This window comes from Silvibacterium dinghuense (genome assembly GCF_004123295.1).
GTDB classification, from domain to species: domain Bacteria; phylum Acidobacteriota; class Terriglobia; order Terriglobales; family Acidobacteriaceae; genus Silvibacterium; species Silvibacterium dinghuense.
In genome coordinates this window covers 1718597-1745436 of sequence record NZ_SDMK01000001.1, presented here as the reverse complement: position 1 = coordinate 1745436, position 26840 = coordinate 1718597, and the positions used below count along the sequence as shown (strand labels likewise).

Here is a 26840-nt window from a genome sequence, read left to right as displayed (position 1 = left end):
GAATAAATATAGAATACCACCATGGCCATGAGCATCAAGAACGAGCAAACGGAAAGCCTGGCGCGTCAGCTCAGTGAGGTCACGGGCGAGTCCATCACTGCGACGATCCGTATCGCTCTGGAGGAGCGGTTGGCCCGGGTCGCTCCGCAGCGCACCGGGAACCCGGCTCACGAGCGCGCTGTTCGCCTTGGTGAGATTATTCGCAGGGTAAGCAGGCTACCTATCCTCGATACTCGCCCCGAAGAAGACATTCTCGGCTACGGCGAGCATGGGCTGCCTGAGTAGCATGGTCATCGATACCTCGGCCATTGCCGCTCTATTCCTGAACGAGCCGGAGTGTGCTCGATTCGCTGAGCTGATCGCAGCAGCCGCAACACGGTTGATCTCTGCCGCCACAGTCGTGGAGGCGGGTATTGTGATCGAGGCACGCCTTGGCGATGCGGGAGCTCGCGAGTTTGAACTCTTCCTGCACCACGCGCAGCTGAAAATCGTTCCTGTAGATGCCTCGCAGGCCGCCGCCGCTCGCGCCGCCTGGCGCAGTTATGGCAAGGGCCGCCATCCGGCGTCACTGAACCTGGGCGACTGTTTCTCCTATGCTCTGGCCGAGCTCAGCGGTGAGCCGCTGCTTGCCAAGGGCACGGACTTCATCCGCACAGGTATTTCTGTTATCGAAGCCTGAGAACCGCGCAACAGATCCTTACTGGCCGCACTCGGCCAGCGGTGCCAGTTTGCGTCCCCATTCGGCGAGTGCGAAGCTTAGCCTGTTCTCGAGTTCGCTGAAGGAGCGGGCTTCTGTGCGTACGGGTGGGGGCTCAACTTCCATGATCTCTCCGCACACGGCGGCGGCATCCATGGCGGAGCTGTGCCTTGCGGGAGCGGCTAGCTGCCGGCTGCCGTAGATGATTTCTCCGTGGGTGATGACCAGCTCCACGTCGCGCGCGTCGGAATGCACGACGCTCCAGTATGCATCCTTGCCTGGATATTCTTCGTGTGGCCGCAACACCACTACGTCGCCTTCGGCTCCCGGGGCCAGTATGCCGAGCCTGTCGCCCATGCCGATCAGCGCTGCCGCATCGCTGGTCGCCATCTCCACCAGCTCGCGATCGGTAAAGACGGGCGGCGTCTGCGTTCTATTCCATGCGGCGGCGAAGTTCAGCTCGGCCAGTGTGCCGTCGCTGCCGGTCGGGCTCCAGTCCGGAGCGATGGCCAGACGTACGCCTGCGGCCTTGGCCGCCGAGACCTGCGCGGTTCCGCCATAGAGCTCGAGATTGCTGCGCGGCGACCATACCAGTCCCACGCCGGCTTCGGCCATTTCGCGAAAATTATCCGGCTCCAGCGCTACCCCGTGAATGACCGCAACGCCTTTGCGCAACAGGCCGCGCCCCTTTAGCATGGCAAACTCCCGCGCTGCGGAGGCATCTCCCGGCGCGCCTTCGGAGACATGGATCAGCAGCGCGCCGCCGTGATCGAGCGTGCTTTTTGCCGCACCCAGTTCATCCTCTGTCATCTGAAAAGGGAAGACGTTGTAGATCACGCCTGCTCCAGGAGCAGTGCTGCCTGTCAGGTCTGTTCCGCCTGGCTGATCGAGATTCCGCAGCAGCCGCTGACCGCAGTCTTCCTTCGTTCCGCCTACGATGCTGGTTTCGCCTTCGGCTGCGGCTTTTACCTCCGCGTACCATTCCATGCCGCACTCCAGCCCTTCTTCCACCAGTGCGCGGTGCGGAGCCTCCATGAGCGTGCGATACATGGGCAGCGCCTGCCAGTCGTAGCGGCTGCCGAAACTCTGCGCCGGCTTCCAGCGCGGAAAGATATTCCATGTCGGGTGGTTGTGCAGGTCGACGAATCCTGGCGCGATGATTCCCTGCGTATCGATGCGCCGCGTGCCGGCCGGAATCTCCACCTTCTGTCCGACCGCGGTGATGAGCCCGTGCTCGATCAACACGGTCGCGTCCTTGAGCGGGCCCTCTGGTGTCAGCACCGTGCCGGTCAAGGCCAGAGGGTGAGCCGGAGTCGCGGGTTGCGCCTGGGATGGTATGGGCGCCTGCGCCGCCGCCTCCGGAACAGTCATGCCCAGAGAGAACATCAGGCAGAGCGCCGGACAGAACATGTATGACAGGCGCATGGACATCTGCGTCGCGCGCAGCCACCTGCGTGCAGCCGTCGTCCTCTTTCTCATCCTTCATCCTTTCCGGGGGCTTACGGGGGGGAAAGTCGATTGTTCCATCTGCCTCGCGTCTTCGCAATCCCTGCCTTCTGCGGAGGCCGCCTCGAACCTGCGAGAATAAGAGGCATGGACTTCATCGATCTCAAGACGCAGTACCGCCGTCTCAAGCCTGCTGTCGATGCCCGTATCCAGGCTGTTCTCGATCACGGCCAATATATTCTCGGCCCAGAAGTGCGTGAGCTGGAAGAGCGCCTCGCCGCACGCCTCGGTGTAAAGCATGCTATCTCCTGCTCGAGCGGCACGGATGCGCTGCTGCTGGCCTTGATGGCGCTCGGTATCGGCCCGGGCGATGAAGTCATCACTGCACCCTTCACCTTTTTTGCTACCGGTGAAATGATCGCGCTGCTCGGTGCCGTACCTGTTTTTGTGGACATCGACCCGGTGACATATAACCTCGACCCCGCGAAGATGGAGGCTGCGCTCTCGCCGCGCACTCGCGCCATCATGCCGGTAAGCCTCTACGGCCAGCCCGCAGATATGGATGCGATCAATGCGATAGCCGATGCGCACCATCTGCCGGTGATCGAAGATGCAGCGCAGAGCTTCGGAGCGCTCTATAAGGGACGCCACTCCTGCAATCTCTCCACCATCGGCTGTACCAGCTTTTTCCCTTCCAAGCCGCTCGGCGCCTATGGGGATGGAGGAGCCTGCTTCACCAACGATGACGCATTGGCCACGGCCATGCTCGAGCTGCGTAATCATGGCCAGCAGAGCCGTTATCATCACACGCGCATCGGCATTAATGGACGCATGGATACGCTGCAGGCTGCGATCCTGCTCGCCAAGCTGGAGATTTTCGACGATGAGTTGATTGCCCGCAACGAGGTGGCTGACCGCTATACGGCGCTGCTGCGCGACGTGCTGCCGACTCCGGAGGTCGTATCGCACTCGACCAGCGCGTGGGCGCAGTATACGGTCGAAGTGGACGATCGCCCTGCGATTGAGGCGGCTTTGCGCGAGGCAGGCATTCCCACCGCGGTTCACTATCCCGAAGCATTGCATCTGCAGCCGGTCTTCGCCGACCTGAGCCGCGAGCGTGGCTATGCCGCGGGCAGCTTCCCGGTCTCCGAGCGTGCCGCGGCTCGCGTGCTGAGCCTGCCCATGCATCCCTACCAGTCGCCCGAAGACGCAGGCCGCGTGACGCAGGCGCTCGAGTACGCACTCAAGTCTGCAAAAAGCCGGTAAAGACCGGAGAAACCTCCAGCAAAGCCGGGAATAAGCCAGGGCGAACCTTGGAAGTACCGATTATCCCCGGCCTTTTTACCAAAGAGCCGTTGACAGTCCGGCCGCCTGCGGCAAAAATGGCCTCAAGCGCCGGGCTTTTGAGGCCAGGCGCAGGGAACTGGACAGCTCAGCCTTGCGGACAGCATTCTCCAGCACCGACGGCGGTTGTAGACCCGCCACTTGTTTTGTCCGCTACCCACTCGCGTTTTCTGTTTCCTCATACAGCTTGCCTGCTTCTCCAGCGCTCTTTCAGCGCTGCGCGCGCCGGAGTCCGGCCAGCGCAGGCAACTGGACCGTCCCGGGTTTCAGCACTGCATTCTTTCTCAGGAGGAGAGATTCCTGCGCCGGTTTTCGGCCGGATGCATCATGACAACCCATCGCAGCCCGCTCTCAGCGGTGAAGCGGCCTGCCAGACATCAGCGCCAGACAAGCCAGCGGAGGAACGAGATGGCATCGGAAACGCAATGGCTCGATCAATGGATCCCTGAACAGATGGAGCCGGGTACACTCTTCGTGCTCGAGAATGCAGGCTCGCTCGGTGACGCGCGCAATCCTTACTGGGCTGTGCTCTCCTGCCCGGTCTGCGGCACGCTCGGCCTCATTACCCGTTCCCAGTTCCACGGCCGTGAGTCCATGATTTGCGGCGGCGACCATTGCTCGGCTGAGTACTATCTTCGCGAAGACCACGTCGAGTACCGCAGGCCGCACTGATCGCAGGCGTGATCCGGCGCATACAGGGTGTGCAAGACGAAGAGCCGGGCAGATTGCCCGGCTCTTCCTGTGTCTATAGCCATCCCTGGCAGGCGATGCGCTACTTCGCATCATGCGTTCCCGCGCTCAGTCCCAGCTTCTTCAACAAGCTCACCAAGGTTGTCCTTTCTTCGCGGGAAAGTATGCCGGCCGCCTGTTCCATATCCGCGGCATGCTCGGCAAACGCCTTCTCGATGAGCTTCCGGCCCTTTGCTGTGAGTTCTACCAGCCGCACGCGCTTATCTTCTTCGTGCAGACGCCGCATCACCAGGCCTTTGGATTCCATGCGGTCCACCGCCGTGGTGATCGATCCTGTTGTCAGCTCGACCTTTTCTCCGATTACATTGACCGGCAGTGGCCCTTTGTGCAGCAGGGCCTCAAGAACGCGGAAGTCCGAGCTGCACAGGCCTACACGCTCCATGCTTTCTTCTGCTACGCGCGACAGTGCGCGATAGCTCTTCCACAGGACGAGGAAGACGTGTGTTCCTTCGATCTTTTTTGTAGCCATGAGCCTCCAGCCGGTTCGATCTATTCTCTTGATATCAAGAGAATAGATCGAACCGCAATTACTTCCCGGTCTTCAGGAACTCGCCCGTGTGCAGTTCGTGGAAGGCCTGCCGCAGTTCCTCCTGCGTGTTCATCACGATCGGTCCGCGCCATGCCACCGGCTCCTCAAGCGGCTTGCCCGAGACGAGCAGGAAGCGTGCGCCTTCTTCGCCGGCCCGGACGCGGATTTCGTCACCACGGTCGAAGATCACCAGTGAGCGGTTGCCGGCTACAGGGCCTTCGTCTTCGCGGCCTACATATTCGGTGAGCACTGCCTGGGGATCGGATGCGCCTCGGAACTGCGCTTTGCCGGCGAAGACATAGGCGAAGGCATTGCGCAGTGTCTCCACGGGAATGCTGCGCTCACGCCCCGGAGCGAGCGAGATATCGAGGTAGATAGGTTCGGCGGCAACACCCTCGACCGGTCCCTTTTTGCCCCAGAACTCGCCGGACACGACCTTCACGCGCGTCCCATCGTTGTCGACCACTTCGGGGATCTCTTCGGCCTTGATCTCCTGGTAGCGCGGAGCAGTCATTTTCATGTGCGAAGGCAGATTGCCCCAGAGTTGAAAGCCGTGCATCTGGCCGATAGCGTTGCCCTTCGGCATCTCCTGGTGAATGATGCCGCTGCCCGCCGTCATCCACTGGACGTCGCCTGTGCCGATGACGCCGCGGTTGCCGAGCGAGTCTCCGTGCTCCACTTCCCCTGCCAGCACATACGTGATCGTCTCGATGCCGCGGTGCGGATGCCATGGGAAGCCTGCAATGTAATCGCGCTCGGCGTCGCCGCGGAAGTCATCGAGCAGCAGGAATGGATCGACCTCGTTCGTGTTTCCGAACCCAAATGCGCGCCGCAGGCGGACGCCCGCACCCTCCATGGTCTCCTGTGACTGTACGAGTCTCTTGACTGGACGAACCGACATGGAATTTCCTCCTGTGCCGGATGCGATCAGAAGTCCCGGCTTGTCTTTCCGATTTCACATCGAAATTATCTTGATGTCAAGATAATTTCGGCGCAGCAAGGTGAGCGCATTGGGTAAAGGAACAAGAAACCACTTTGCAGAGCATCGCAGGCGGCTTCGCCGATCCTTGATTCGGCCGCGAGCCGGTGAGGTTTCCATCTCCTAGAGCGGCGAAAAGAAGATGGAAATGCAGTCAGCGTAGAATAAAAGTATCTCCGCGCGTTTTCCGCGCGCGGAACGCTTCGCGTGCTGAAAAGCCATCAGGTCCGCGAAGTCCAGCCGTAATCTCAAAGCCCGGATGGCGAAATCGGCAGACGCAGCGGACTTAAAATCCGCGACCCGCAAGGGTGTGGGGGTTCAAGTCCCCCTCCGGGCACCATTGAGAAGCAAACGTTGAAACGAAGAAGCCGTTCTGGCCGGTCATTCTCTTCAGGCTTCTTCTGTTTTTTCGTTCATCTTCTTTCGCCCATCTCCGGAATGGAGACAGAAAAACTTCCTTCCGGGATCAGGCGAAGACATCGCGCTGGACAACTCCTGCGACATCGGTGAGCCGGAAATCGCGTCCGGCGTAGCGATAGGTCAAGCGCTCGTGGTCGATTCCCATCAGGCCCAGCAGCGTGGCATGCAGATCGTTGATGTGCATGCGGCCATCGACTGCGGCCATGCCGAGTTCGTCTGTATTGCCATGGCTGTAGCCCTTTTTGACGCCGGCACCGGCCAGGAACATGGCGTATCCAGTGATATTGTGATCGCGCCCGTCCGCGCCCTGCGAGGTGGGCAGGCGACCGAACTCCGAGCCGAAGAGCACGAGTGTTTCATCGAGCAGTCCGCGCTGTTTGAGATCGGCAAGCAGCGCGGCGGTCGGCTGATCGACGCGGCGGGTCTCTTCGATGAGGCCGTTATGCAGATTCGTGTGATGATCCCAGCCTGGCTGGCGTATCTCGACAAAACGCACGCCGGCTTCGCTGAGCCGGCGCGCCATCAGGCACTGGCGGGCGAATGAGCCTTCGATGCCGGGCTTCACGCCATACGCATCGAGGACATGCTGCGGCTCCTTTGAGATATCCAGAAGTTCGGGCACGCTGTCCTGCATGCGAAAGCCCAGCTCGTAGGATTTGATGATGCCTTCCACTGCTTCCGGCGCGCCTGGCGCTGCGGCTACTTCGCGATTGAGATCCTGAATCAGGTCGATCTGCTGGCGTTCCAGCCCACGCGACGTGGATGCCTGGATGTTCGGCATCACGCCTTTGTCGGTAATGGCTGTTCCCTGGTAGTACGCAGGCAGAAATGCGCTGCCGTAGTTCGCTGCGCCACCAAAAGAAACCGGCGGGTTGATGACGATGTAGCCGGGCAGATTCTGGTTCTCCGTGCCCAGACCGTAAAGCAGCCATGAGCCCATGCTGGGGCGCGTGAGCGAGGCATTCGCGCTGCCCGTATGGAGCTGCACAACTGCTTGCGGATGCGCCGGCGTGTCGGTGTAGAGACCGCGCAGGAAGCAGTATTCATCGGCGTGCCCGGCGATATGAGGCAGAAGCTCGGAGAACCATGCGCCCGACTGTCCGTATTGCTTGAACTGGAATTTGGATGCGGTGATGGTGCCGCCTCCCGGGCCTGGCTTGCCATCGCGGCGTTGCAGTTCCGGCTTATACTCGAAGGTGTCTACTGTCGACATTGCGCCTTCCATGAAGAGGAAGATGATGCGCTTTGCCTTGGCAGGAAGCGGCGGCCGCTTGGGCGCGAGCGGGTTATTCGTGTTGAGGTCGGCTGCGGCGGCGGTCTTCGCCAATGAACCCAGCAGGCCGGTTAGCGCAAGGTGGCCGAAGCCCGCGCCGGACATGCGCAGAAAACCTCTGCGGGATGGATAGGAAAAATTCGAGTGCATGGTGAGTCCTGCCTCCGCTATGAATTCGATCGACGTGTAGAACCTAACAGGCTCTATGCTCTATGCTGCTTTTCCGCGCATCGTGGGCGAGTGCGCGGAAAAGGTATAAATCTGCCGGGGTTAACGCACAAACTGGAATGCTGCCGATCCATAAAGGGCCTGAATGAATGCGGCCCATGCCGCTTCTTTTGCGGAGCCGGGCTTTGCAGTATCCGGTTTTGCAGTATCTGCCTGCTCGTTATCGATTGCGTCGTCCTGTGTGAGTCCGTCTTCACGGACGATACCTTCGGTCAGCGAGTGTGGAGCCGATGATCCTGCCACTGTTTGCAGGTGCGCCTGCACTGTTTGTCTGCCGATCGCAGGAGCGGCGTTCCGCTCATATGCGGCAAGGAAGTCTTGTACCCTGCGGACATCCTCCTCAGATGGACTTGTGCTCAACACGCGCTGGTATGCGATACGGATTCGCTTTGCATCGCTGCCGTGCGCGCGTAGAAGTTCCTCTGCGAGGAGAAGGGACTGCTCCCGTACGAAGGGTGAGTTGAGCATGAAGAGTGCCTGGCTTGGGACGGTCGTGACCTCGCGTTTGCCTGATACGAGCGTCTGGGAGACGGGATCAAAGGCAGAAAGGGTGCGCGGTGTTTCGTCGCGCAACAGGGGAAGATAGACGCTGCGATAGCGGTTGCGATCGGCAGCATCGAGCACCGAGCTGACCACCGGGCCATCGTCGCGAATCTCGATCATGCGCAGTGCCATCGAGGATGATCCCGAGGGATGAGCGAGATTGAGATCTCCGGCCGAGGCGAGGATGCTGTCGCGAATCTCTTCTGTCTCGAGCCTGCGGGGGTTATGGCGCCAGATAAAACGATCTGCCGGGTCGACATCCTGATAGCCAGGTGGGACCGCCGATCCAAGACGGTAGGCATGGCTTAGAACGATCTCGCGCACGAGCTTTTTCGTCGACCATCCATTGGCCATGAAATCCTGGGAGAGATAGTCCAGCAGCGCGGGGTTCGCAGGCTTGTCTCCGGAAGATCCGAAGTTATCGACCGTGCTGACAAGACCGGTGCCGAACAGATGCTCCCATGCACGGTTTACATAAACGCGCGTGGTGAGGGGATTGGCTGGATTCGTGATCCACTCTGCCAGCTCGAGACGGCCGCTGTGGCCAGCGGGAATCTGTGTTGTTCCAGGAATTGGAAGGACGGTGAGGAAGCCGCGCGGAACGGTAGGGCCGTGACGTTCTTCGACGCCACGAATGCGCACCGAAGTATCTGCGACTTCTCCGTCGCGCACGCTGTGGATGCCGTAACCTAACTCTCCCAGGTCGCCCAGCAATGCATAGTTCTCTCTCAGGCGTACGAAGTTTCTTTGCAGATCGGCCAGCCTCTGCTTCTGCTCGGGAGTTGGCGTGGCGTGCGTGCCTTCTTTCTTCTCTTTATCGATCGCAGCCTGAGCTTCGTCCAGCTGCTTTTTCGCGGCATCGCGCTCGGCTTTTGCTTTATCGCGTATATCGCTGGCAATGACCGGTGCATGGGCAGCGTCGCTGAGATAGCCGAGATGCTTCGGATCGTAGTATTCGAGGCTGCTGCCGCCCATCTTGCTGGTGAGCCCGGCATCGTCTTCCGTGCTGGTGAAGATGCCGGCAAGCGCATAGTAGTCCGTGGTGGGGATAGGATCGAACTTGTGATCGTGGCAGCGCGCGCAGGAGACGGTCAGCGCCATGGTGGAGCGTGTTACGGTGTCGATCTGGTCATCGACGATGTCCATCTTGAAGCGGGCTTTGAAGCGCTGATTCACATCCTTGGGGCCAAGCGCGAGATAGCCGGTTGCAATGAGCAGGCGATCATGATCCGCAGGCGTTGCTGCAGGCAGAAGATCGCCGGCAATCTGTTCGGTGAGAAAGCGGTTGAAGGGAACGTCGCGATTGTAAGCATCGATGACGTAATCGCGATAACGCCAGGCATTGGGGTATGGCATGTTGCGCGAAGGGCCGGAGGACTCGGCATAACGTGCAACATCGAGCCAGTTGCGGCCCCAGCGTTCGCCGAATTGCGGTGACGCAAGCAGGCGGTCGACGAGCGCAGCATAGGCCTGCGGGGAGTGGTCTTTCTGGAAAGCGCGAATTTCTGCCGGAGTCGGCGGCAGACCAGTGAGGTCGTAGCTTACGCGGCGCAGAAGAACGGCAGGATCAGCATCCGGGACGGGCGCAAGCTTCTTTGCCTGAAGATTTGCAAGGATGAAGCGATCGATGTTGCCCGATGACCATGTGTCCCCTGCGATGACCGGCGCGACCGGATGCGCCAGCGGCTGCCAGGACCACCATTCCGCGCGCAGTTGCGGATAGATGCGGCGCAGGCGTTCCGGAGTCGGCGGCAGCTTCTCGGTCTCGTCCGGCCATGCGGCGCCGTCTTTGATCCAGGCTTCAAGCGTGGCGATTTCGTCGGCAGGCAGTGCTTCGTTGCTCTCCTGGGGCATGCGCTTCTTCGGGTCGGAAGACTTGACGCGCTGGATCAGCAGGCTCTCCTCCGGATGCCCGGGGATAATGACCGCACCGTCCTTGCCGCCGGCAAAGATGCTGATGCCCACGTCGACGCGCAGGCCACCGGCTTCTTTGAAGGCCGCGGAGTGGCAGTTATAGCAGCGGTTCACCAGGATAGGGCGAACCTTCTTTTCGAAGAACGCAAGCTGTGCGGGCGTTGCTGGACGAGGATAGGGAACGCGCGTCAGCGAGGCTTTAATCTCTTTCGCCGGCGGAGTGGATGGCTCAGGCGCGGATGTGGATGAGGGCGTCGCCTCAGACCACGCGGCTCCGTCGGCAATCCAGGCCTTCAGCTGCTCGATTTCTTTTGCCGGAAGCGGGTCGTCACCTTTCGGCATGCGCTGCTTCACGTCCGTGGTGAGCACGCGCTCGAGCAGCAGGCTCTCCTCCGGTTTGCCAGGAACGATCGCCGGGCCGCTTTTGCCTCCCTTGAGCAGTGCTGCGCGGTCATCCACGCGAAGACCAGCTGCCGCGCCTGCATCGGCAGAGTGGCAGTCGTAGCAGTGTGAAGAGAGGATCGGCTGGATCTTTTCCTTGTAGAAGGCCTGGTGAGCGTCCTCGCTTGTGGAGGATGCCTGGGCGTGCATGAAGGCGGGGGAGCCAGCAGCCATCACGGCGCTAAGCAGGGCGGGCAGGGGGGACAGAAACGACCAGGAATATCGGCGCAGGAAGTCGGGCATGCTCGGGTTCCGCGGCGCGTGCACTGCTTCCTGCCGCAGAGAGCAAGCGGCAGAGATCTCAGATGCACGACGGCTGCAATCAGAAAAAGCGCTAAGTGGGAAAGGAGGATGCGGGTTGACTTAGCAACAACAACGGGCGAGCGCCGGCGCCGGGACGAATCCGGAGAGGATGCGGGATGGGATGTGCGCCTGAGATTGCATCGGAGCCATTATGTTTCGCAACGCTGGCGGAATGTCAAGCTGTGTATCGCATTTTCTTGCGATTTCGCCGGGATGCATGCACTTGCAACGATCCCGCCTCTTCGTGCTACCGTAGAAGTATGACGTTTGCTGGCCAGACGATGTGTTGTGCGCGCTGTATGGTGCGCCCGCATCTGTGTCTTCTGGCCGGAAATAGCCGCTGAAGCGATTTTTTAAGCTCAGCACTTCTTTTCGAGAACCCATCGCCAGAGGACCTGGCGATGGGTTTTTTGCTTTTTGCGAACAAGACGGAGGGTTGGATTTCCATGAGTGTTCCTGAAATTCAGGCGGAAGAGTTGAAGCAGCGTCTCGATGCCGGCGCGCCGGTATTTCTGCTGGATGTGCGCGATGAATATGAGTATGAAATCTCGAATATCGGTGGTCATCTCATCCCGCTGGCCGAGCTGCCGAAGCGGTTGGATGAGCTGGAAGGCGCGGATGAGATTGTGGCCGTGTGCAAGCACGGGCCGCGCGGGGTCAAGGCGGTGGAATATCTGCAGCGGCATGGCTTTGAGCATGTTGTGAATCTGCGCGGCGGACTCCATGCGTGGTCTGACCGGGTAGATCGCAGCGTGCGGAAGTATTAGTCTTCTCCGTTCTCTCTGCTTCTTTTGTACGGCTGTTCTTCGGTGACATACGGCCACAGGCCCGTGTCCGCTATAATTTGCCCGCAGTGTTGAACCCTTCCGCAAGGAGCTTCCGGTGGCCGATACTCCGATCCGCACCTCTTTAGGCGAACAAGCAGCCTATCAGTTAGCCAACATCACCAAGACCGCGCCGGTTTACAGCCCAGCCACGCCTCGCTGGCTGGTCCGGCTCCTGGATTGGAAGCCACTTGAGGCCGGCGTCTTCCGGCGCAACCGCGTGGTCGACGACAAGCCTATCGAAGTGCTGTGCGGGCATGCGGACGAGTCGGACATTCCGGAGACCTATGCCGAGTATGAAGAGACTCCGCGCGAGTATCGGCTGAGCAGCATCAATGCGCTGGTGAATGTGCAGACGCGTGTCAGCGATCTCTTCAACAAGCCGTACGACCAGATCCGCGAACAGCTCCGTGTCACTATCGAGAGCGTCAAGGAGCGGCAGGAAAACGAGCTGCTCAACAATGCCGATTACGGCCTGCTGCATAACGTCGTCGATGCGCAGAAGATCGCAACCCGCAAGGGTCCGCCGACCCCCGATGATCTTGATGAGCTGCTGACGAAGGTGTGGAAGGAGCCATCTTTCTTCCTTGCGCATCCGCGGGCTGTTGCCGCATTCGGCCGCGAATGCACGCGCCGCGGCGTACCTCCGCCGACCGTCACGCTTTTCGGCAGCCCGTTTCTTACCTGGCGTGGTGTACCGCTGATTCCTACGGACAAGATTCGTATCTCTTCCCGCACTAATAAAACGCAGATTCTGCTTGTCCGCTCGGGTGAGCGGAAGAATGGCGTAATCGGGCTTTTCCAGCCAGGGCTGCCCGGCGAACAGACGCCGGGATTGTCCGTGCGCTATACGGGGATCGATAATCGCGGCCTCGCTTCCTACCTGATCTCTCTCTACTGCGCGGCCTCGGTGCTGGCCGATGACGCGATTGCGGCGCTCGAGAACGTCGAGGTAGGGAACTACCATGAGTACAAATGAGCGAATCCCGTTAACGCAGGATGATGCGGCTGCTGCCTTCGCGTCCTCGTTCGAGCCGGAGCTTCCCGTTGGCCTGCCCGATGCCGCAACGCTGGCCCGGCTGGCCAACGAGTTCTTCCGCGCGCTGCCGAATGAAGGCGCGGAGCGGACAGGCGATGCAGCCGATGCCGGAGCAGGCGCTCCGGCCATTCCTTCGGCTATCTCGCTGCCTTCGGACCCGCAGTTGCCGACTCTGCCGGCCAGCGCGGACGCGCCCGGCATTGCGCCGCTGACGGCTCCGTACCAGGCACCGTCTCCCGCTGTGCCCGGGGTTCTTGGAGGTGCTCCTTCATTCCTCGATGCGCCGGGTTTTTCTTTCCTGCAAGAGGCGCGGCCGATTTTTGCTGCTCCCCAGGCTTCGGGGCAGGCTCCTTATCCTGACGCCGCACCGCTGCCTGGCACCGCGCCGGCGGGTTCGGCGTTCTCATTTCTTGCGGAAGCTCGGCCGTTGTTTGCGGATGGCTCATCCTTCGCTGCTGCTCCGCAGGATGCAGCGGGAGAGTGGTTGCCGCAGGCCGTCTTCGGGCTGGAACTGCGCGATGAGTTTCTACCTGCTCCCGATCTGGCGTTGCTTGCCGAGCAGGCGCAGGCAGGCGTGTTCGATGGGCAGCGTCCGCTCGATTCTACCAATGCTGAGCCGGTATCTACGGGCCATACGTATGAGCCGGCAGGAAGCTTTGCTCTGACGCCGCATTTTTTCGATGTGGAAGCTGTCCGTCGCGATTTCCCGATCTTGCAGGAGAAAGTGAACGGGCGCCCGCTGGTGTGGCTCGACAATGCGGCGACGACACAAAAGCCTCAGAGCGTGATCGACAGGCTGAGCTGCTTCTATCAGCACGAGAACTCGAATGTGCATCGCGCGGCTCATGAGCTGGCCGCTCGCGCGACCGATGCGTATGAAGCGGCGCGTGAAAAGGTTCGCCGCTTTGTGAATGCGCCATCGATCAATGAAATCGTCTTCGTCCGCGGTACGACAGAGGCGATCAACCTGGTGGCGCAGGCATGGGGCAGGCGCAACCTGGGTAAAGACGATGAAGTCGTTATTACCTGGCTGGAGCACCATGCGAACATCGTTCCGTGGCAGATGGTCTGCGCAGAAACGGGGGCGCGGCTGCGTGTGGCCCCGGTCGATGACAGCGGCCAGATTCTGCTGGACGAGTACGAGAAGCTGTTGAATGCAAGAACACGGCTGGTCTCGATCACGCACGTCTCGAATGCTCTGGGGACCATCACTCCTGCGGAAAAGATGATCGAAATGGCGCATCGCTACGGAGCGAAGGTGCTGCTCGACGGCGCGCAGTCGGTATCGCACATGCGCGTGGATGTGCAGGAACTCGATCCGGACTTCTTTGTCTTCTCCGGGCATAAAGTTTTTGCGCCTACCGGCATCGGAGTGCTCTATGGCAAGCCGGAGGTGCTCGCTGCAATGCCGCCATGGCAGGGCGGTGGCAACATGATCCAGGACGTGACCTTCGAGAAGACGATCTATCATGGACCTCCGCAGCGCTTTGAGGCAGGTACGGGCAACATTGCCGATGCCGTGGGCTTGGGCGCTGCCATCGACTATCTTGATCGCGTAGGGATGTATAACATCGCACGGCATGAGCATGAGCTGTTACAGCATGCGACCGAAGAGTTGTTACGCATTCCGAAGCTGCGCATCGTAGGTACAGCGAAGGAGAAGGCTGGCGTGCTTTCCTTTGTGATCGATGGGCATAAGACGGAAGAGATTGGCAGCTATCTCAACAGCTGCGGCATCGCTGTGCGATCCGGGCATCATTGTGCGCAGCCGATTCTCCGCCGCTTTGGTCATGAAAGCACGGTGCGTGCTTCACTGGCTCTCTATAACACGCATGAAGAGGTAGAGAAGCTGGCCGCGGCGCTTCGGCAGCTTCACTGATGCAGAGAGTATTGCGCGTGATATTTCATATCGCGGCGTGAAGTCGAGATAGAAAAAGAGCCATATCGCAAGGCATCGCGATATGGCTCTTTTGTTTGGAGGCGCGGTTTAGTGGATTTCGACGGTGACCGTGTCGATGCTGCCGGTAAAGCGGTTCGGCGATTTGTAGTCGGGACTGACCGGTGAGCCGAGATCGCTGCCGATATCGAGCGTTTCATTCGAAGACACTACGACGTTGGCGAAGTCTCCCTGGCCTGCGGCCTTGCCGTTAATAGACAATTGGCCTGTGCCTGGCGCGGGAGGCGGCGCGAAGAAAGGCCGGACCGGCGGATTCTTCTTTGGCTCCTCCGGATTCTTCCTGGGCGTGATATCGACGACGATATGTGCCTTGCCAGGAGCAAGCGGCTCCGAGGAGACAATTTGTCCGGAGCGGTTGCCATGCGCGTTGATCTCGTAGATGACGCGATTGTCTTTCACGAAGAGCGTAAGTCCTCCGTACCGGCTGCCCTGTGCGAAGATCACACCCTCTGCGCCGCTGGCAGGAACGTCGATGTCCGCAGTGATGGTGTAGGAGCGGCCTGCCACGTTGGGGGCGATACGCGGCACGATGCGGTCTACGCCGGCGCGATAGGTGAAGACCTTCTGGCCTTTCAGCTGACCGGTTGGGTATGGATCGATGCCGGGCAGAAGCGGATAAACGTGATTGCGCTCGGCTTCCTGCCGGAAGAGTGCCTGCAGTTCTTTGAGCTTTTCCGGATGTGTCGCTGCAAGGTCATGAGCCTGACTGTAATCCTCGTTGATGTTATAGAGCTCCCACGGATGTGTGTCCGGCTCCTTGTTGTTGCCGGAGAAGAGCGCAGCGTTGCGTTCCCATGTCTCATGATAAAGATCGCCTGCCCACCATCCATCCTTATAAATCCCGCGATTACCGCTGGTTGCGAAGTATTGAACATGATGATGAGAGGGTTCGTTCGGATGATCGAACGTGTATGCGAGGCTGGTGCCCTCAAGCGGCAGCTGCTTTACGCCATCGTGCGTGTCGGGAGGCGTAATGCCGGTGAGTTGATAGAGCGTCGGTGCAATGTCATTGACGTGCGCAAACTGTGTGCGCAGGCCACCCTTGTCGCTGATGTGTCCAGGCCAGGAGATGACCAGCGGATCCGTGGTGCCGCCCAGGTGCGAGGCGTCCTGCTTGGTGCCCTGGAAGGGCGAAGTCAGCGCCCATGCCCAGGCGGCGGCGAAGTGATTCATGTAGACTTCGCTGCCTAATGCGCCTGCTGCGTCGAGCCGCGCATCGATGCTGAGCGGCTTGCCGTTCACATCCTGCGCATCGGTTCCATCCGGTCCGCCTTCCGCGCTTGCTCCGTTATCGCCGAAGATCTCGATGACGATGGTGTTGTCTGCCTGTCCCTCTTCGCGAATTGCATCGAGCAGGCGCCCGATCTCGTAGTCTGTTTGTTCGGTGAATCCGGCGTATACCTCGGCCTCGTGAGCGAGCAGTTTCTTCTGCTGCGGAGTGAGTGAGTCCCAGGCCGGCAGGGTGTCGGGGCGTGGAGTCAGCTCAGCATTTGCTGGGATGACGCCAAGCGCTTTCTGGCGATCGAAGCTTTGCTGGCGAATCACATCCCATCCCTGATCGAACTTACCTTTGTACTTATCAATCCACTTCTGCGCGACCTGATGCGGGGTGTGCGTGGCGCCGGTCGCGTAATAGAGAAAGAAGGGTTTGTCTTGCGCGACAGCATCATGCTGATGCAGCCACTTGATGGCGTCATTCGTGATGTCGGTGGTGAAGTGGTAGCCCTGTTCCGGCGTGGCTTTCGGCTCTACGGGAGTCTGATCGCGATAGATGCGGGTGTAGTACTGGTTGTCTGCGCCAGCGAGGAAGCCATAAAAATGCTCGAAGCCCCAGCGGCCCGTCGGCCAGCGGTCGAATGGCCCGGCCGGACTTACCTGCCATGTAGGCGTGTTATGCCACTTGCCCACGGCGGCCGTGCTGTAGCCGTTTTCCTTCAATACCTCGGCAACGGGGGTAATATCTTCCGGCAGCAAGGAGTTATAGCCTGGGTAGTCTGTAGCCGCTTCGGCCACGGTTCCGAATCCTACTTCGTGGTTGTTGTAGCCAGTCAGCAAGGCGGAGCGGGTGGGAGAGCAGAGCGAGTTGACGTGAAAGTTGTTGTACTTGAGGCCCGATGCTGCCAGGCGGTCAAAGTTCGGCGTGGAAATAGGGCCGCCAAAGGCAGTTGTCGTTCCGAATCCCACATCGTCGACCAGGATCAGGACAATATTCGGCGATCCTGAATGCGCTCGTGGCGGCTCGGGCCAACCTGCCTGCGGTGCAGGATGCTCTTCGCGTCCTGCTTCTCCGGCTGTCGCATCCTGCACATGATTCTTCGGAGCCTGATCTTCACGTGCCCATACCGCGTGCCAGGATTGTGCAGCCAGGGTGCTGCTAAGAAGCAGCCCCAGTTTCTTTCTTCGCTTCATACATCACTCCCTGTCTGAGGTAGATACTGGTTTGGAAAGTCCGTCCGCCGCGGAGAGAATGTACCTTGCCCGCGTGGATGAAAAGAGAAAGCGCAGAAGATATCCAGGCTAAGCAGTTACGGTCGTGGCTTCGCGCTGGTGGCGGGCCCACTCCATCACTCTTGCCGATACGCCTCTTTGGCGAAGCTCATTCGCCATGAAGCGCATATAGGGATCGATGTGATGAAAGAAGTGCTTATAGCCGGCGCAAAGATAATTCAGGCCGTATTCGCCTGAGCTCGTACTGGAAAAACGATGCTTCGGGCACTCGCCGTTACAGGCAAAACGTACATCGCAAGAGCGGCAGTCGGAGGGAAGGCCCGTCTCCTTGGCTTTGCCGAACCGGCTCTGCTGTGGCGAGTTAAGGATGCGAAGCAGCGGTTGCTCGGCGATGTTCCCCAGGCGATTTTCGGGATAAACAAAATGATCGCAGGAATAGAGATCGCCATTATGTTCGAGAGCGAGCGCATTGCCGCAGGTGGGAGAAAAGACGCACAACGACTGCGGCAGTCCTGCCCAGGATTCGAGGGCCACATCAAACGCTTGCACATAGACGTGGCCTACGTCATTGACTACCCATTCATCGAAGATCTCCTGTAAGAAGCGGCCGAACTGCAGCGACTCGACAGACCAATCCGAGACATGAGTTTTTGTCTGTGAGTAGGGCTTGAGCAGCCGCAGTCCGTTGTGATCCGGCGCTTCTGCAAGCTGCTCTACGACAGGGATGAACTGGAGATAGCGGCTGCCGATCTGCTTGAGGAATCGATAGACTTCGAGCGCGTGATACGAATTCTTGCGATTCACCACGGTGAGCGTATTGAATGCGACGCCGTGCTTTTTGAGTATGTCCAGGCCGCGCACCACTCGCGCAAAGCTGGGCTTCCCGCCTTTGTCGACGCGATAGGCATCGTGCAGGTGTGCCGGGCCATCGATGGAGAGTCCGACGAGGAAGTGATTCTTCGCCAGGAACTCGCCCCAAACATCATCGAGCAGCGTGCCATTGGTCTGGAGCGCGTTCTCGATGGTCTTCCCGTTTGCATATTGCTTCTGGAGAGCAACAACGCGTTCGAAGTAGGGAACGCCAAGCAGTGTGGGCTCTCCGCCCTGCCACGCGAAACTCACATGGGAAGAGGGGTGTGCTGCGATGTATTGCCGAATGTAACTTTCCAGCACATCGTCCGCCATGTGGAACTCACGGCCAGAGCGCGGATAAAGATTTTCCTTCTCCAGGTAATAGCAATAGGTGCAGTCGAGATTGCAAATGGGGCCATGAGGCTTGGCCATGATATGAAACGAGTTCATTGGTAGTCCTGGTGTGCGATATGCAGCAGAAGCTGCAAGAGAAATGCCCACGAACCTTAACTCGTGGGCGCGTCTTGCACAAACCAGGAGATGCGATGTCTGTCAGGTGTGCGTCGCCATGGGTGTTCCACGAAAAAGATTCCGATGCCGGGAGGCTCCGGGGCAACAACAACTCTCGCGGAATGTATGGGCGAAGCGCATCGTGTTGATGATGCGGTCCGGATTACTTCTTGTCAAGCATCTTTGTGCGATGCCCAGTGGGTTTGTTCCCGACGAAAAGGAGAAGGAGAAAGATGCAGCCTATTGCTTTTTTTTCGACGCTGTGGCTAGATGCATCTATGCACCTGCTTCCCGCGATCCTCCTGGGTTGTTGTCCCGCTGATCTGTTTCTCGCAGATTAGGGTGGAGTGGTGCGCGATACGCATGATGGGCAGTTAAGCGGATCTTTTTGATCTCTTCTGCAGTCCCCACGACGCCGGTCGTGGGCTTTTTATTTTTTACCTGAAAATTTTAAGGAGGCGATGTGAAGGCTCTTCACATACGCGGGCGTGCCGGTCTATCTACGCGTGCCCTGATTGCAGTCATGTTCATTCTGAGCGCCCTGGGAGCGACAAATGTTTTCGCTCAGAATGAAGGCTCTCTTTCCGGTTCTGTGCAGGATGCGCAGAAGGCTCAAATTTCCGGGGCCAAGGTAACCGTCACCCGCACGGAGACTGGTTTGTCGGAATCGAAGCTTACGAATAACTCAGGCTTTTATGCTTTCCCGGTTCTTCTTCCGGGACACTACAACATCACGGTCGAGAAAGATGGCTTCAATCTTCAGACGAAGGAAGGGGTTGAAATCTTCACGGGACAGGCATCGGCTGTGAGCTTTACGCTGGATGTCGGGCATGTTGTGGAGAAGATCGAGGTACACAGTGACGTTGCGCAGCTACAGTCCACAACCTCTTCCATTACCGACGAAGTAGAGAATACATCGATCAAGAACTATCCGCTCCTGGATCGGACAGCTTCGCAGTTACAGCGGTTAAGTGGTCTGGTGGTGAGCAGTGGCACGGGCTCCAATACGGAGTTCACTATCGCTGGTGGCCGCGGTGATAACGCGAATTACACGGTGGATGGCGGTACCACGCAGAATCTTCTGCAGGGCGTGCCGGAGCAGATGTTCAACCTCCCGATTGATGCGTTGCAGGAGTTCAGTTTCAGCATCTCCGACTACAAGGCTGAGCTTGGCCGTTCCGGTGGTGGTTTCATTCAGATGACAACCAAATCGGGTACGAATAACTTCCATGGCAGCGCATATTTTTATTACCGCAGCCAGGGTTTTCAGGCGATTCCCGTTTTTGCCACCACAAATCCTCCGCTCCAGTACAAGTTCTTCGGCGGAAGCATAGGTGGTCCTATCTGGAGAGGTAAGACGTATTTCTTCTTCACGTATGAAGGCAGGCGGCAGACTACAAGCAGCGCACTTCTGCTGAACGTGCCGGATGCACTTGAGCGCGCAGGCAACTTCTCAGAGGTCGCAGCAGAGGTGATCGACCCGAATACCGGATTGCAGGCTGAATACAACGGGCAGAAAAATGTGCTTCCTCCATCCGAACTCGATCCTTATGGAGTAAAGCTGGCTTCGTATTATCCATTGCCGAATGTCACAGGTGCTGCGCTCAACACCAGTAATTTCTCCGGTAATGACACTACGCAGTCTGTCAGCAACATCTACGTTCTTCGCATCGATCACAAATTTTCCGACAGAGATTCTGTGTATGGGCGCTTTCTTGCCAACCCATCCAACTCAAGCGTGCCGAATGTATATCCCACGCCAGGAACGGATCCTTACGGCAGCAGTTCACTGGATTATTACTACAATCCGTCTGCGACGTGGAATCACATCTTCACTCCGAATGTGCTGAACGAGGCGCGCGCGACGTTCTCTTTTCGCGAGGCGCTTGCTCTCACCAATGGCACCAATTCCGCGGCGGCAGCAGCCCTGGCCCTTCCGGGCATCAACTCGGCATATTTCCCGGGTGTGACCCTGGGAAGCTTCGCGACCATCGGCAATGCATCGCAGCAGCAGCGCCTGCAGACCCCCATTCTGGCCAACGAGTATGCGGATAATCTCTCCTGGCAGATTGGCAAACACCAGACGAAGTACGGCATCGATTACCGCACGTCAGCTGACGGAGATCTCTATTCTCCTTCGGCTGGTGGATTCTTCAACTTCACCTCTACGGGCGCGAGCAGCAACAACGCGGCAGGCAGCCTCGCAAACCTGCTGCTGGGCCGGGTCAATTCCGCATCACGCCAGGAAACGGAACTACTCTATTCGCTTGCCTGGAGCTGGGGTCTTTATGCGCAGGATGACTGGCATGTGAACGACAAGCTCACTCTCAACTATGGTCTGCGCTGGGATATCGACTCACCGCGTTACCTGAGCAACAATCGTCAGAATTCTTTCAATCCAACGGCCATCAATCCGGTGTCGGGTACACCGGGTGTAATTACTTTCGCCGGCATCGATGGTCAGAGCCGGTATGCGAATAACTTCGATCGCACTCTCTTCGGCCCTCGCTTGGGTTTGGCCTGGACTCCGCGCGAGAACGAAGTATTTCGCGTCGGCTCCGGCATTCTCTATGAGGGTGAATATGATCAGGCCACTCCGATTGTGATGGCGCTCGGATTTTCAAATGCGATCTCTCTGACCTCTCCGAACTCGGTTGCCGGCACGCCCGCTTTCCTGCTTAAGGACAATGGCACCGAAGGCACCGGGCTTGCAGCTTATCCGACCGCTTCTCAGCTGACGCCGAGCTTTGGTGCCGTCGCAGTAGGCAGCACTCCGAACACCACCGTGCAGTGGATCACAAAGGACCACAAGACCGGGTACCTCTACCAACTACACGCGGACTGGCAGCGCCAATTGCCGGGCAGTACGCTGCTCGATATCGGCTACACCGGAACGTTTGGGCACCATCTGGTCAGCCCGTATGCTGAAAGCATCGATCAGATCACTCCGGCGAATCTTGCCCTGCTGGCAGCGAATCCGTCGGCATACAAAGCGCAAACGCTGCGGCCGTTTCCGCAGTTCACCAATGTGCAGAGCTTGTATCCCGATGACGGACAGTCCGGATACAACGCGGGCAATATCGAAGTGCAGAAGCGCTACAGCAGTGGATTCCAGTATCAGGCAAACTACACCTGGTCGAAGATGCGCGATAACGGGAGTGCGCGCTTCGGGGTTGCGGGTTATCCGAACAACGGCTTCACGAATTACTACGATCAGCAGGGACGCTGGGGGCTTTCCGGCAGTGATATCCGCAATCGCCTGATCTTCAGCGGACTTTATGAGCTTCCATTTGGACAGGGTAAGCCGCTGCATTCTAACTCCTATCTGGTGAATCAGGTAATCGGTGGTTGGAGTATCAGTGGGCTGGAAGAAATTCATGCGGGCACAGCATTAAGCCCGATTGATTCGACCAATAACACCGGAAGTTATTCGGATGGCGTGCGTCCTAACCTGACGGGGAACCCGAATGATCTCCGCTCGGGCCGCTCAAGGGCGGCGAAGATCGCCGAGTGGTTCGATACCAGCGCCTTTACGCAGAATGCAAACTACACCTTCGGCAACGCGCCGCGAACCTTCGGCCGCGGCCCTGGGTTTGCGGATACCGATCTGACGCTGCTCAAAACTGTGGATGTACGCGAAGGTCATAAGCTGGAGCTGCGCATGGAAGCCTTCAACGCTCTCAACCATGCGAACCTCGGCAATCCGAATACGACCTTCGGCTCAACCGGTTTCGGCACAATTACCAGCCTGTCCGGTGGCTCAACCTCTTCACGCACACTGCAGCTTGCTGCTCACTACACCTTTTAGCCAGATATAGGATCACAGGCGCCTGGTCTCTCTGCGGATATGTTCATTCCGCCGTGAGCCAGGTGCTTTGTGGTGAATCAAAGGAGTGTTTGTTGTGACTGACCAGAGTGTGGAAAGATTTGACGTATCACGCCGCACCTTTCTCAAGGGAGCGGCTGCAGCAGGCATCGCATCCAACATCCCCGCTATCGGAGCGGATCCTGCTGCTGCGCGTCCCAATATCGTCTATCTGCATTCTCATGACACGGGACGCTATCTCAAACCTTATGGCTACGATGTGCCGACGCCGCATATCCAGAGATTGGCCGATGAGGGAACGCTCTTCCGCCGCGCTTTCAGCGTGGCGCCGACTTGTTCTCCGAGCCGTGCAGGTTTGCTGACGGGACTGTATCCGCATAACAGCGGGATGCTGGGCCTTGCACATCGCGGGTTTTCGCTCCATGACTACCGCCAGCACATCGTGCATACGCTGCATACCGCTGGCTACCAGACTGTGCTGGCAGGAATACAACATGTGGCAAAGGCGCCGGAGACGATTGGTTATGATCGCATCCTGCCGCGGCCTATGACCGAGGCGAATCACCATGGCACAAGTGCGACCGTGGTGGCGCCTGCAGCTGCAGCCTTTCTCGACAGCCGTCCCAGTGTGCCGTTCTTTCTCGATGTAGGTTTTTTTGAGACACACCGCGAGTATCCGGATGCAACTGCCGAGGATCGTGCGGATTTTCAGGCGCCACCGCGTCCCATTCCCGATGCGCCTGAGACACGCGAAGATTTTGCCCGATATCGAGCCAGCGCCCGCATTCTCGACGAGGGTGTTCGCCAGGTGTTTGAGGCCCTCGAGCGCAATGGTCAGCTCGAGAACACACTGATCATCAGCACCACGGACCATGGCATTTCGTTCCCGCGCATGAAGTGCAATCTGACGGACGATGGCTGGGGTGTGTCACTCATTCTGCGTGGACCCGGGATATCCAGGGGCCGCGTGCAGGATGCGATGGTATCGCAGATCGATATCTTCCCCACACTCTGTGAGTATCTGGACATTGCCGCGCCGGCATGGCTGCAGGGTAAGTCGCTGATGCCGTTGCTTGCTGGAAGCGCAACTGCAGTCCACGAAGAAATATTTGCGGAGGTGAACTATCATGCGGCCTATGAACCCGTCCGCGCGGTGCGTACAGAGTGCTGGAAATATATTCGACGGTTTGGAAACAAGACCACGCCGGTTCTCCCGAATTGCGATGACGGATTGAGTAAGACGCTGTGGCTCAAAGCCGGATGGGCAAATCATCATCTGCCTCAGGAGAGCCTCTACGATCTGACTTTCGACCCAACCGAACATGACAATCTTGCGAGTGATTCTGCGTATGTGCAGATACTCGATGAAATGCGCGGACGTCTTCACCACTGGATGCTTGCGACAAAAGATCCCTTGCTGCAGGGCGCCGTTGCAGCGCCACCGGGTGCCGTAGTCAATGATCCAGATGGTATCTCCCCGAATGAGCCAGTGCGGCCGGCTTGATGCGGAGAGGCTTTGTCTTGCCAGTTTCGGGCCAGGACATGCTGCATTGCGGAGGGACTTTATCTGCAATGCAGCATGTCGCAGTCCTTTCTATCCTTACTCCGTCGGGACGCTATGGATGATCCATTGCTGGTTTGCTCCGCCGTTCCATGTCCACTGGTCGAGCACCGTGCCGCTTGTCACGGATGAGCCTGGAACTTCAAGCGCAAGGCCGCTGTTTACGTTCGTCAATTCGTAGAGGCCGCCTCCAAGGGAAATGACTTTCCACTCTTGATTCGCGCCTCCATTCCAGCTCCATTCATCTACGACGCCGCCATTGGATGCAGACCACCCTGTCATGTCCACAACGAGTGCGCTGGCAACATTGGTAATTTTCAGGATGTTATCGCCGAGATTCGTCACCTGCCATTGCTGGTTTGTCCCGCTGCTTGCGGTAGCCTGATCGATCCCGGTGCCCAGGGTGGTTGAACTATCCGGATCATCCATGTACAGACCGCTGTTGCGGTTCACGAAGGTATAAGTCCCATTCGGAATGATGTATCCTCCGTCTGGTCCGCCGCCATTCACCTTGACTTGGGTCTGACCCGTGGAGGTTCTATATGCCCAGGAACTGAGTAGTCCTGGCATATAAGTCACTACCATTGCATCTTCTCCCGGGACTAGGACTCCTGAAGGAACGGTGAAAGAGGCTGTTCCCGTCAGTCTCTGGTCGCACTGTCCATTGTGTGAGCCGCGATCTTCCGGGTGATCGGTGCGGCTGTCATCCTCGTTTTCTGAAGTTGTTGCTGTTGCTGGAATGAGAGCCAGAGGCTGCGAGGTGTACCCTCCGCCGGAGAGTGCGACCGTGCCGCTGAGAGGCACGCAGGCGCTGGGAGTGGTTACAGTCGCGTTGATCGTAACCGGACTATCGATAGAAATACTCGAAGCGGAAGCGGAAGCCTGCACCTTGACGGGAATCTGCCTCCCCTGCGGCGCTTTCAGAAGGGATACTTCCCATAGCTGCGGTGTGTACCAGTTATTCGGGTTGTTCCAAAGTACTGCATTCTGCAGTGTGATCCGCACGTACCGCGCAGTGATGTTGACTGCATCCGAGGTGAATCCGTAGAGCTGATTATCTGTTTTGTCGATGCTCTTAAAGTTCACTCCGTCGTTGCTGTAATCAATCGTGTATTGGTAATAAGCTTCGGAGCCCTTGTACATGAACCAGGAGATATCGACCTCCTGGATTGGCTTGGGCGACCCCAGGTCGGTCATCCACCATGCGGGCCATGTTGCGGTAGAGGCAACCCATTCTGTCTGGTATTTTCCATCATTCGCGAGAGAAGGCGGGTTTGCGGTCAGGCTCGAAATAGCTGATGCCGGCCGGTTTCGCGCGACATTCTCGTTATTCGGCAAGGTTAATATGCCGGTCTTCGTATCGACTTGCCATGAACTGTACCAGTTGAGTGTTGCCGTCTGCGCTTTTCCGTCGAGCAACAGAGGCAGCCACATGCTTCCCGTATCCGTGAGCGAGTTTCCTCCGAGATGATCGAGCACTAATACGTATGCATTTGTCCGCGTGCCCTTGATGGTCAGGATGTCGGCGCTCTGTCCGCCATACGTGGAGGTGTTTCCCAGATCCTGCAAGGCTGACCAGCCTGACATCATCGCTGTGCTGGCTGCATATCCGCCCTGGCTCGGATACCATCCTGCTGCCTGCGAAGTAATCAGGAAATAAGTCCCGTTTGACTTAGCGACGGCTGGCGCTTCGCGATATAACCCCTCAAATAGCCAGATATATCCAGCACTCGGGTCGACACTCAGGTAGTCGCTTGTCAGCTTAAAGACGGCCATCGTGTCGTTTGCTCCACCATCTTTGTTCGAGGCGGAGATCAGATAGGCCGATCCATCGTCATCCTCAAAAACAGTTTCATCGCGCGACTGCAATCCCAGCGGCTGAAACTCGCTCTGCACGGTGTAGGGGCCGCACTCATTCGTGCTCGTCGCCACCAGCACCGAGGCTACCGTATAGCTGCTGTTGTCGTAATGGGCATAGAGCACCCATTCTCCCGTGGATTTGTTGTAGATCACATGCTCGCGTTCCAGATGATTGGTGGAAGGATACTGTCCGCTCGGAATGTCATATCCGGACGGGCAGTTACCGGGAAAGTAGTTATATTGATATCCGTTTTCCGGCACATTGGTGACCGTGACGGTCTGAGCCATCGCATTTACGGCCAACAGGGCCGTGAATGCGATGGCCAGTAGAGGAGCAAAGCATCGTTTTGTGATGGAAGCCGCATTCCCGCGGCATTCGCTTTTCTTGCCTGAGTGCGGAGAAAGCCACTGTTTCATCCTGCGCAGCATACACGTATCTCCCATGAAGTGTGTTAGATAGGGTCGTCTTACACCCGGATTTCGCGGTGGATCGAAGTTCGCCGCGCAAGCGGGCACACGATGCGCGCAGAAGTCCTCTTTTTGAAATGGCGTGGTGAGGTGTTCCGCACAGGTCAGGCAATGCTGCAGATCGCAAGTAAACGTATACATTTATTGCGGCCTGAGTTTTAACCGGCGTTCGAAGTCCTTGTCAAGAAATTCGTTGCGTGGCTGGTAAGGCTATATGATTCAGCACTATAGGAGAGGTGGCGAGGCGGCAGCGAAGGGAAATGAAATCGATTACCTGACCTCCCCCAACCCCGGGCTGTCTATGCTCGAGGGCTAAGGGCAATGGTAAGGCTGGTGGAGGCGGCGGGAGTCGGTCAGGCTCTCCCAAGGCAAAACACGTAACTTACTGATTCTACGATTTTCAAATCTGTCATGATTGTCACCATTTGCAGATCTTCCGTACAAATTCGGTACAAATCACGTACAAATTGCGCCTAAAACGTGGAAGGTATGTACTGCCTCCCGAAAATCGCGCTACATGTATGCTCTGTCCTCCACAGCACTCAACTCTCGCTATTGAGTCCGCTTTGCGGCTTAGAAGTTTTATACACAATCAAGACGCTGACGTCATCTCCACCTATGAGCGATT

17 protein-coding genes and 1 tRNA gene are annotated in these 26840 nt (G+C 58.2%); 10 read left to right on the top strand and 8 right to left on the bottom strand.

Annotated elements, in window-relative coordinates; genetic code table 11:
* Positions 1-27: 27 nt before the first annotated feature.
* On the top strand, positions 28-285 hold the full coding sequence (locus ESZ00_RS06900) for a type II toxin-antitoxin system VapB family antitoxin (RefSeq protein WP_204520161.1): 258 nt from the start codon (positions 28-30) through the stop codon (positions 283-285).
* Complete coding sequence (locus ESZ00_RS06895) at positions 269-679, top strand: type II toxin-antitoxin system VapC family toxin (RefSeq protein WP_229741003.1); 411 nt, start codon at positions 269-271, stop codon at positions 677-679. The genes ESZ00_RS06900 and ESZ00_RS06895 overlap by 17 nt, the downstream gene beginning before the upstream one ends.
* Positions 680-697: 18 nt before the next feature.
* Here the strand turns inward: ESZ00_RS06895 and ESZ00_RS06890 are convergent, their stop codons facing one another.
* On the bottom strand, positions 698-2176 hold the full coding sequence (locus tag ESZ00_RS06890) for an amidohydrolase family protein (RefSeq protein WP_129207383.1): 1479 nt from the start codon (positions 2174-2176) through the stop codon (positions 698-700).
* A 114-nt stretch (positions 2177-2290) separates the two neighbouring features.
* Here ESZ00_RS06890 and ESZ00_RS06885 point away from each other — a divergent pair, with 114 nt between their 5' ends.
* Together ESZ00_RS06885 and ESZ00_RS06880 are read left to right on the top strand one after the other, a co-directional pair.
* On the top strand, positions 2291-3409 hold the full coding sequence (locus tag ESZ00_RS06885; protein ID WP_129207382.1) for a DegT/DnrJ/EryC1/StrS family aminotransferase: 1119 nt from the start codon (positions 2291-2293) through the stop codon (positions 3407-3409).
* A gap of 486 nt (positions 3410-3895) precedes the next feature.
* Positions 3896-4159, top strand: a complete 264-nt coding sequence (locus ESZ00_RS06880) for a hypothetical protein (protein WP_129207381.1) — start codon at positions 3896-3898, stop codon at positions 4157-4159.
* 100 nt (positions 4160-4259) lie between these two features.
* Here ESZ00_RS06880 and ESZ00_RS06875 read toward each other — a convergent pair whose 3' ends face one another.
* Entirely contained in the window at positions 4260-4706 is a 447-nt protein-coding gene (locus ESZ00_RS06875; protein WP_129207380.1) for a MarR family winged helix-turn-helix transcriptional regulator, read from the bottom strand.
* 58 nt (positions 4707-4764) lie between these two features.
* Positions 4765-5667 (bottom strand): pirin family protein, encoded by a 903-nt coding sequence (locus ESZ00_RS06870; protein ID WP_129207379.1) that lies wholly within the window; start codon positions 5665-5667, stop codon positions 4765-4767.
* A gap of 331 nt (positions 5668-5998) precedes the next feature.
* Here ESZ00_RS06870 and ESZ00_RS06865 point away from each other — a divergent pair.
* Positions 5999-6085: transfer RNA gene (locus tag ESZ00_RS06865), tRNA-Leu, on the top strand.
* Positions 6086-6211: 126 nt separating this feature from the next.
* On the opposite strand, the gene ESZ00_RS06860 is transcribed toward ESZ00_RS06865, so the two are convergent.
* Positions 6212-7588, bottom strand: coding sequence for a DUF1501 domain-containing protein (locus ESZ00_RS06860; RefSeq protein ID WP_129207378.1), 1377 nt, complete (start codon positions 7586-7588; stop codon positions 6212-6214).
* Positions 7589-7708: 120 nt separating this feature from the next.
* Positions 7709-10807, bottom strand: a complete 3099-nt coding sequence (locus tag ESZ00_RS06855) for a PSD1 and planctomycete cytochrome C domain-containing protein (protein WP_129207377.1) — start codon at positions 10805-10807, stop codon at positions 7709-7711.
* 506 nt (positions 10808-11313) lie between these two features.
* Between ESZ00_RS06855 and ESZ00_RS06850 the strand changes: the two genes are divergently transcribed.
* From ESZ00_RS06850 to ESZ00_RS06840, 3 genes are all read left to right on the top strand, one after another.
* Complete coding sequence (locus ESZ00_RS06850) at positions 11314-11634, top strand: rhodanese-like domain-containing protein (protein WP_229741002.1); 321 nt, start codon at positions 11314-11316, stop codon at positions 11632-11634.
* Positions 11635-11749: 115 nt separating this feature from the next.
* Positions 11750-12670: a family 2A encapsulin nanocompartment shell protein gene (locus ESZ00_RS06845; protein WP_129207375.1), complete on the top strand. Its 921-nt coding sequence runs from the start codon at positions 11750-11752 to the stop codon at positions 12668-12670.
* Positions 12657-14609 (top strand): family 2A encapsulin nanocompartment cargo protein cysteine desulfurase, encoded by a 1953-nt coding sequence (locus tag ESZ00_RS06840; RefSeq protein WP_129207374.1) that lies wholly within the window; start codon positions 12657-12659, stop codon positions 14607-14609. Before ESZ00_RS06845 ends, ESZ00_RS06840 begins: the two co-directional genes overlap by 14 nt.
* A 108-nt stretch (positions 14610-14717) precedes the next feature.
* On the opposite strand, the gene ESZ00_RS06835 is transcribed toward ESZ00_RS06840, so the two are convergent.
* Entirely contained in the window at positions 14718-17096 is a 2379-nt protein-coding gene (locus ESZ00_RS06835; RefSeq protein ID WP_129207373.1) for an arylsulfatase, read from the bottom strand.
* Between the two features lie 108 nt (positions 17097-17204).
* Positions 17205-18437 carry an anaerobic sulfatase maturase gene (locus ESZ00_RS06830; RefSeq protein WP_129207372.1) on the bottom strand — a complete coding sequence of 411 codons (1233 nt, stop codon included), beginning with the start codon at positions 18435-18437 and terminating at the stop codon, positions 17205-17207.
* Positions 18438-18960: 523 nt separating this feature from the next.
* Here ESZ00_RS06830 and ESZ00_RS06825 point away from each other — a divergent pair.
* Both ESZ00_RS06825 and ESZ00_RS06820 read left to right on the top strand, forming a co-directional pair.
* Entirely contained in the window at positions 18961-22305 is a 3345-nt protein-coding gene (locus tag ESZ00_RS06825; RefSeq protein WP_129207371.1) for a TonB-dependent receptor, read from the top strand.
* A 94-nt stretch (positions 22306-22399) separates the two neighbouring features.
* Entirely contained in the window at positions 22400-23827 is a 1428-nt protein-coding gene (locus ESZ00_RS06820; protein WP_204520160.1) for a sulfatase-like hydrolase/transferase, read from the top strand.
* A gap of 96 nt (positions 23828-23923) precedes the next feature.
* Here ESZ00_RS06820 and ESZ00_RS06815 read toward each other — a convergent pair whose 3' ends face one another.
* On the bottom strand, positions 23924-26032 hold the full coding sequence (locus ESZ00_RS06815) for an RICIN domain-containing protein (RefSeq protein WP_164981377.1): 2109 nt from the start codon (positions 26030-26032) through the stop codon (positions 23924-23926).
* Positions 26033-26840: the final 808 nt, after the last annotated feature.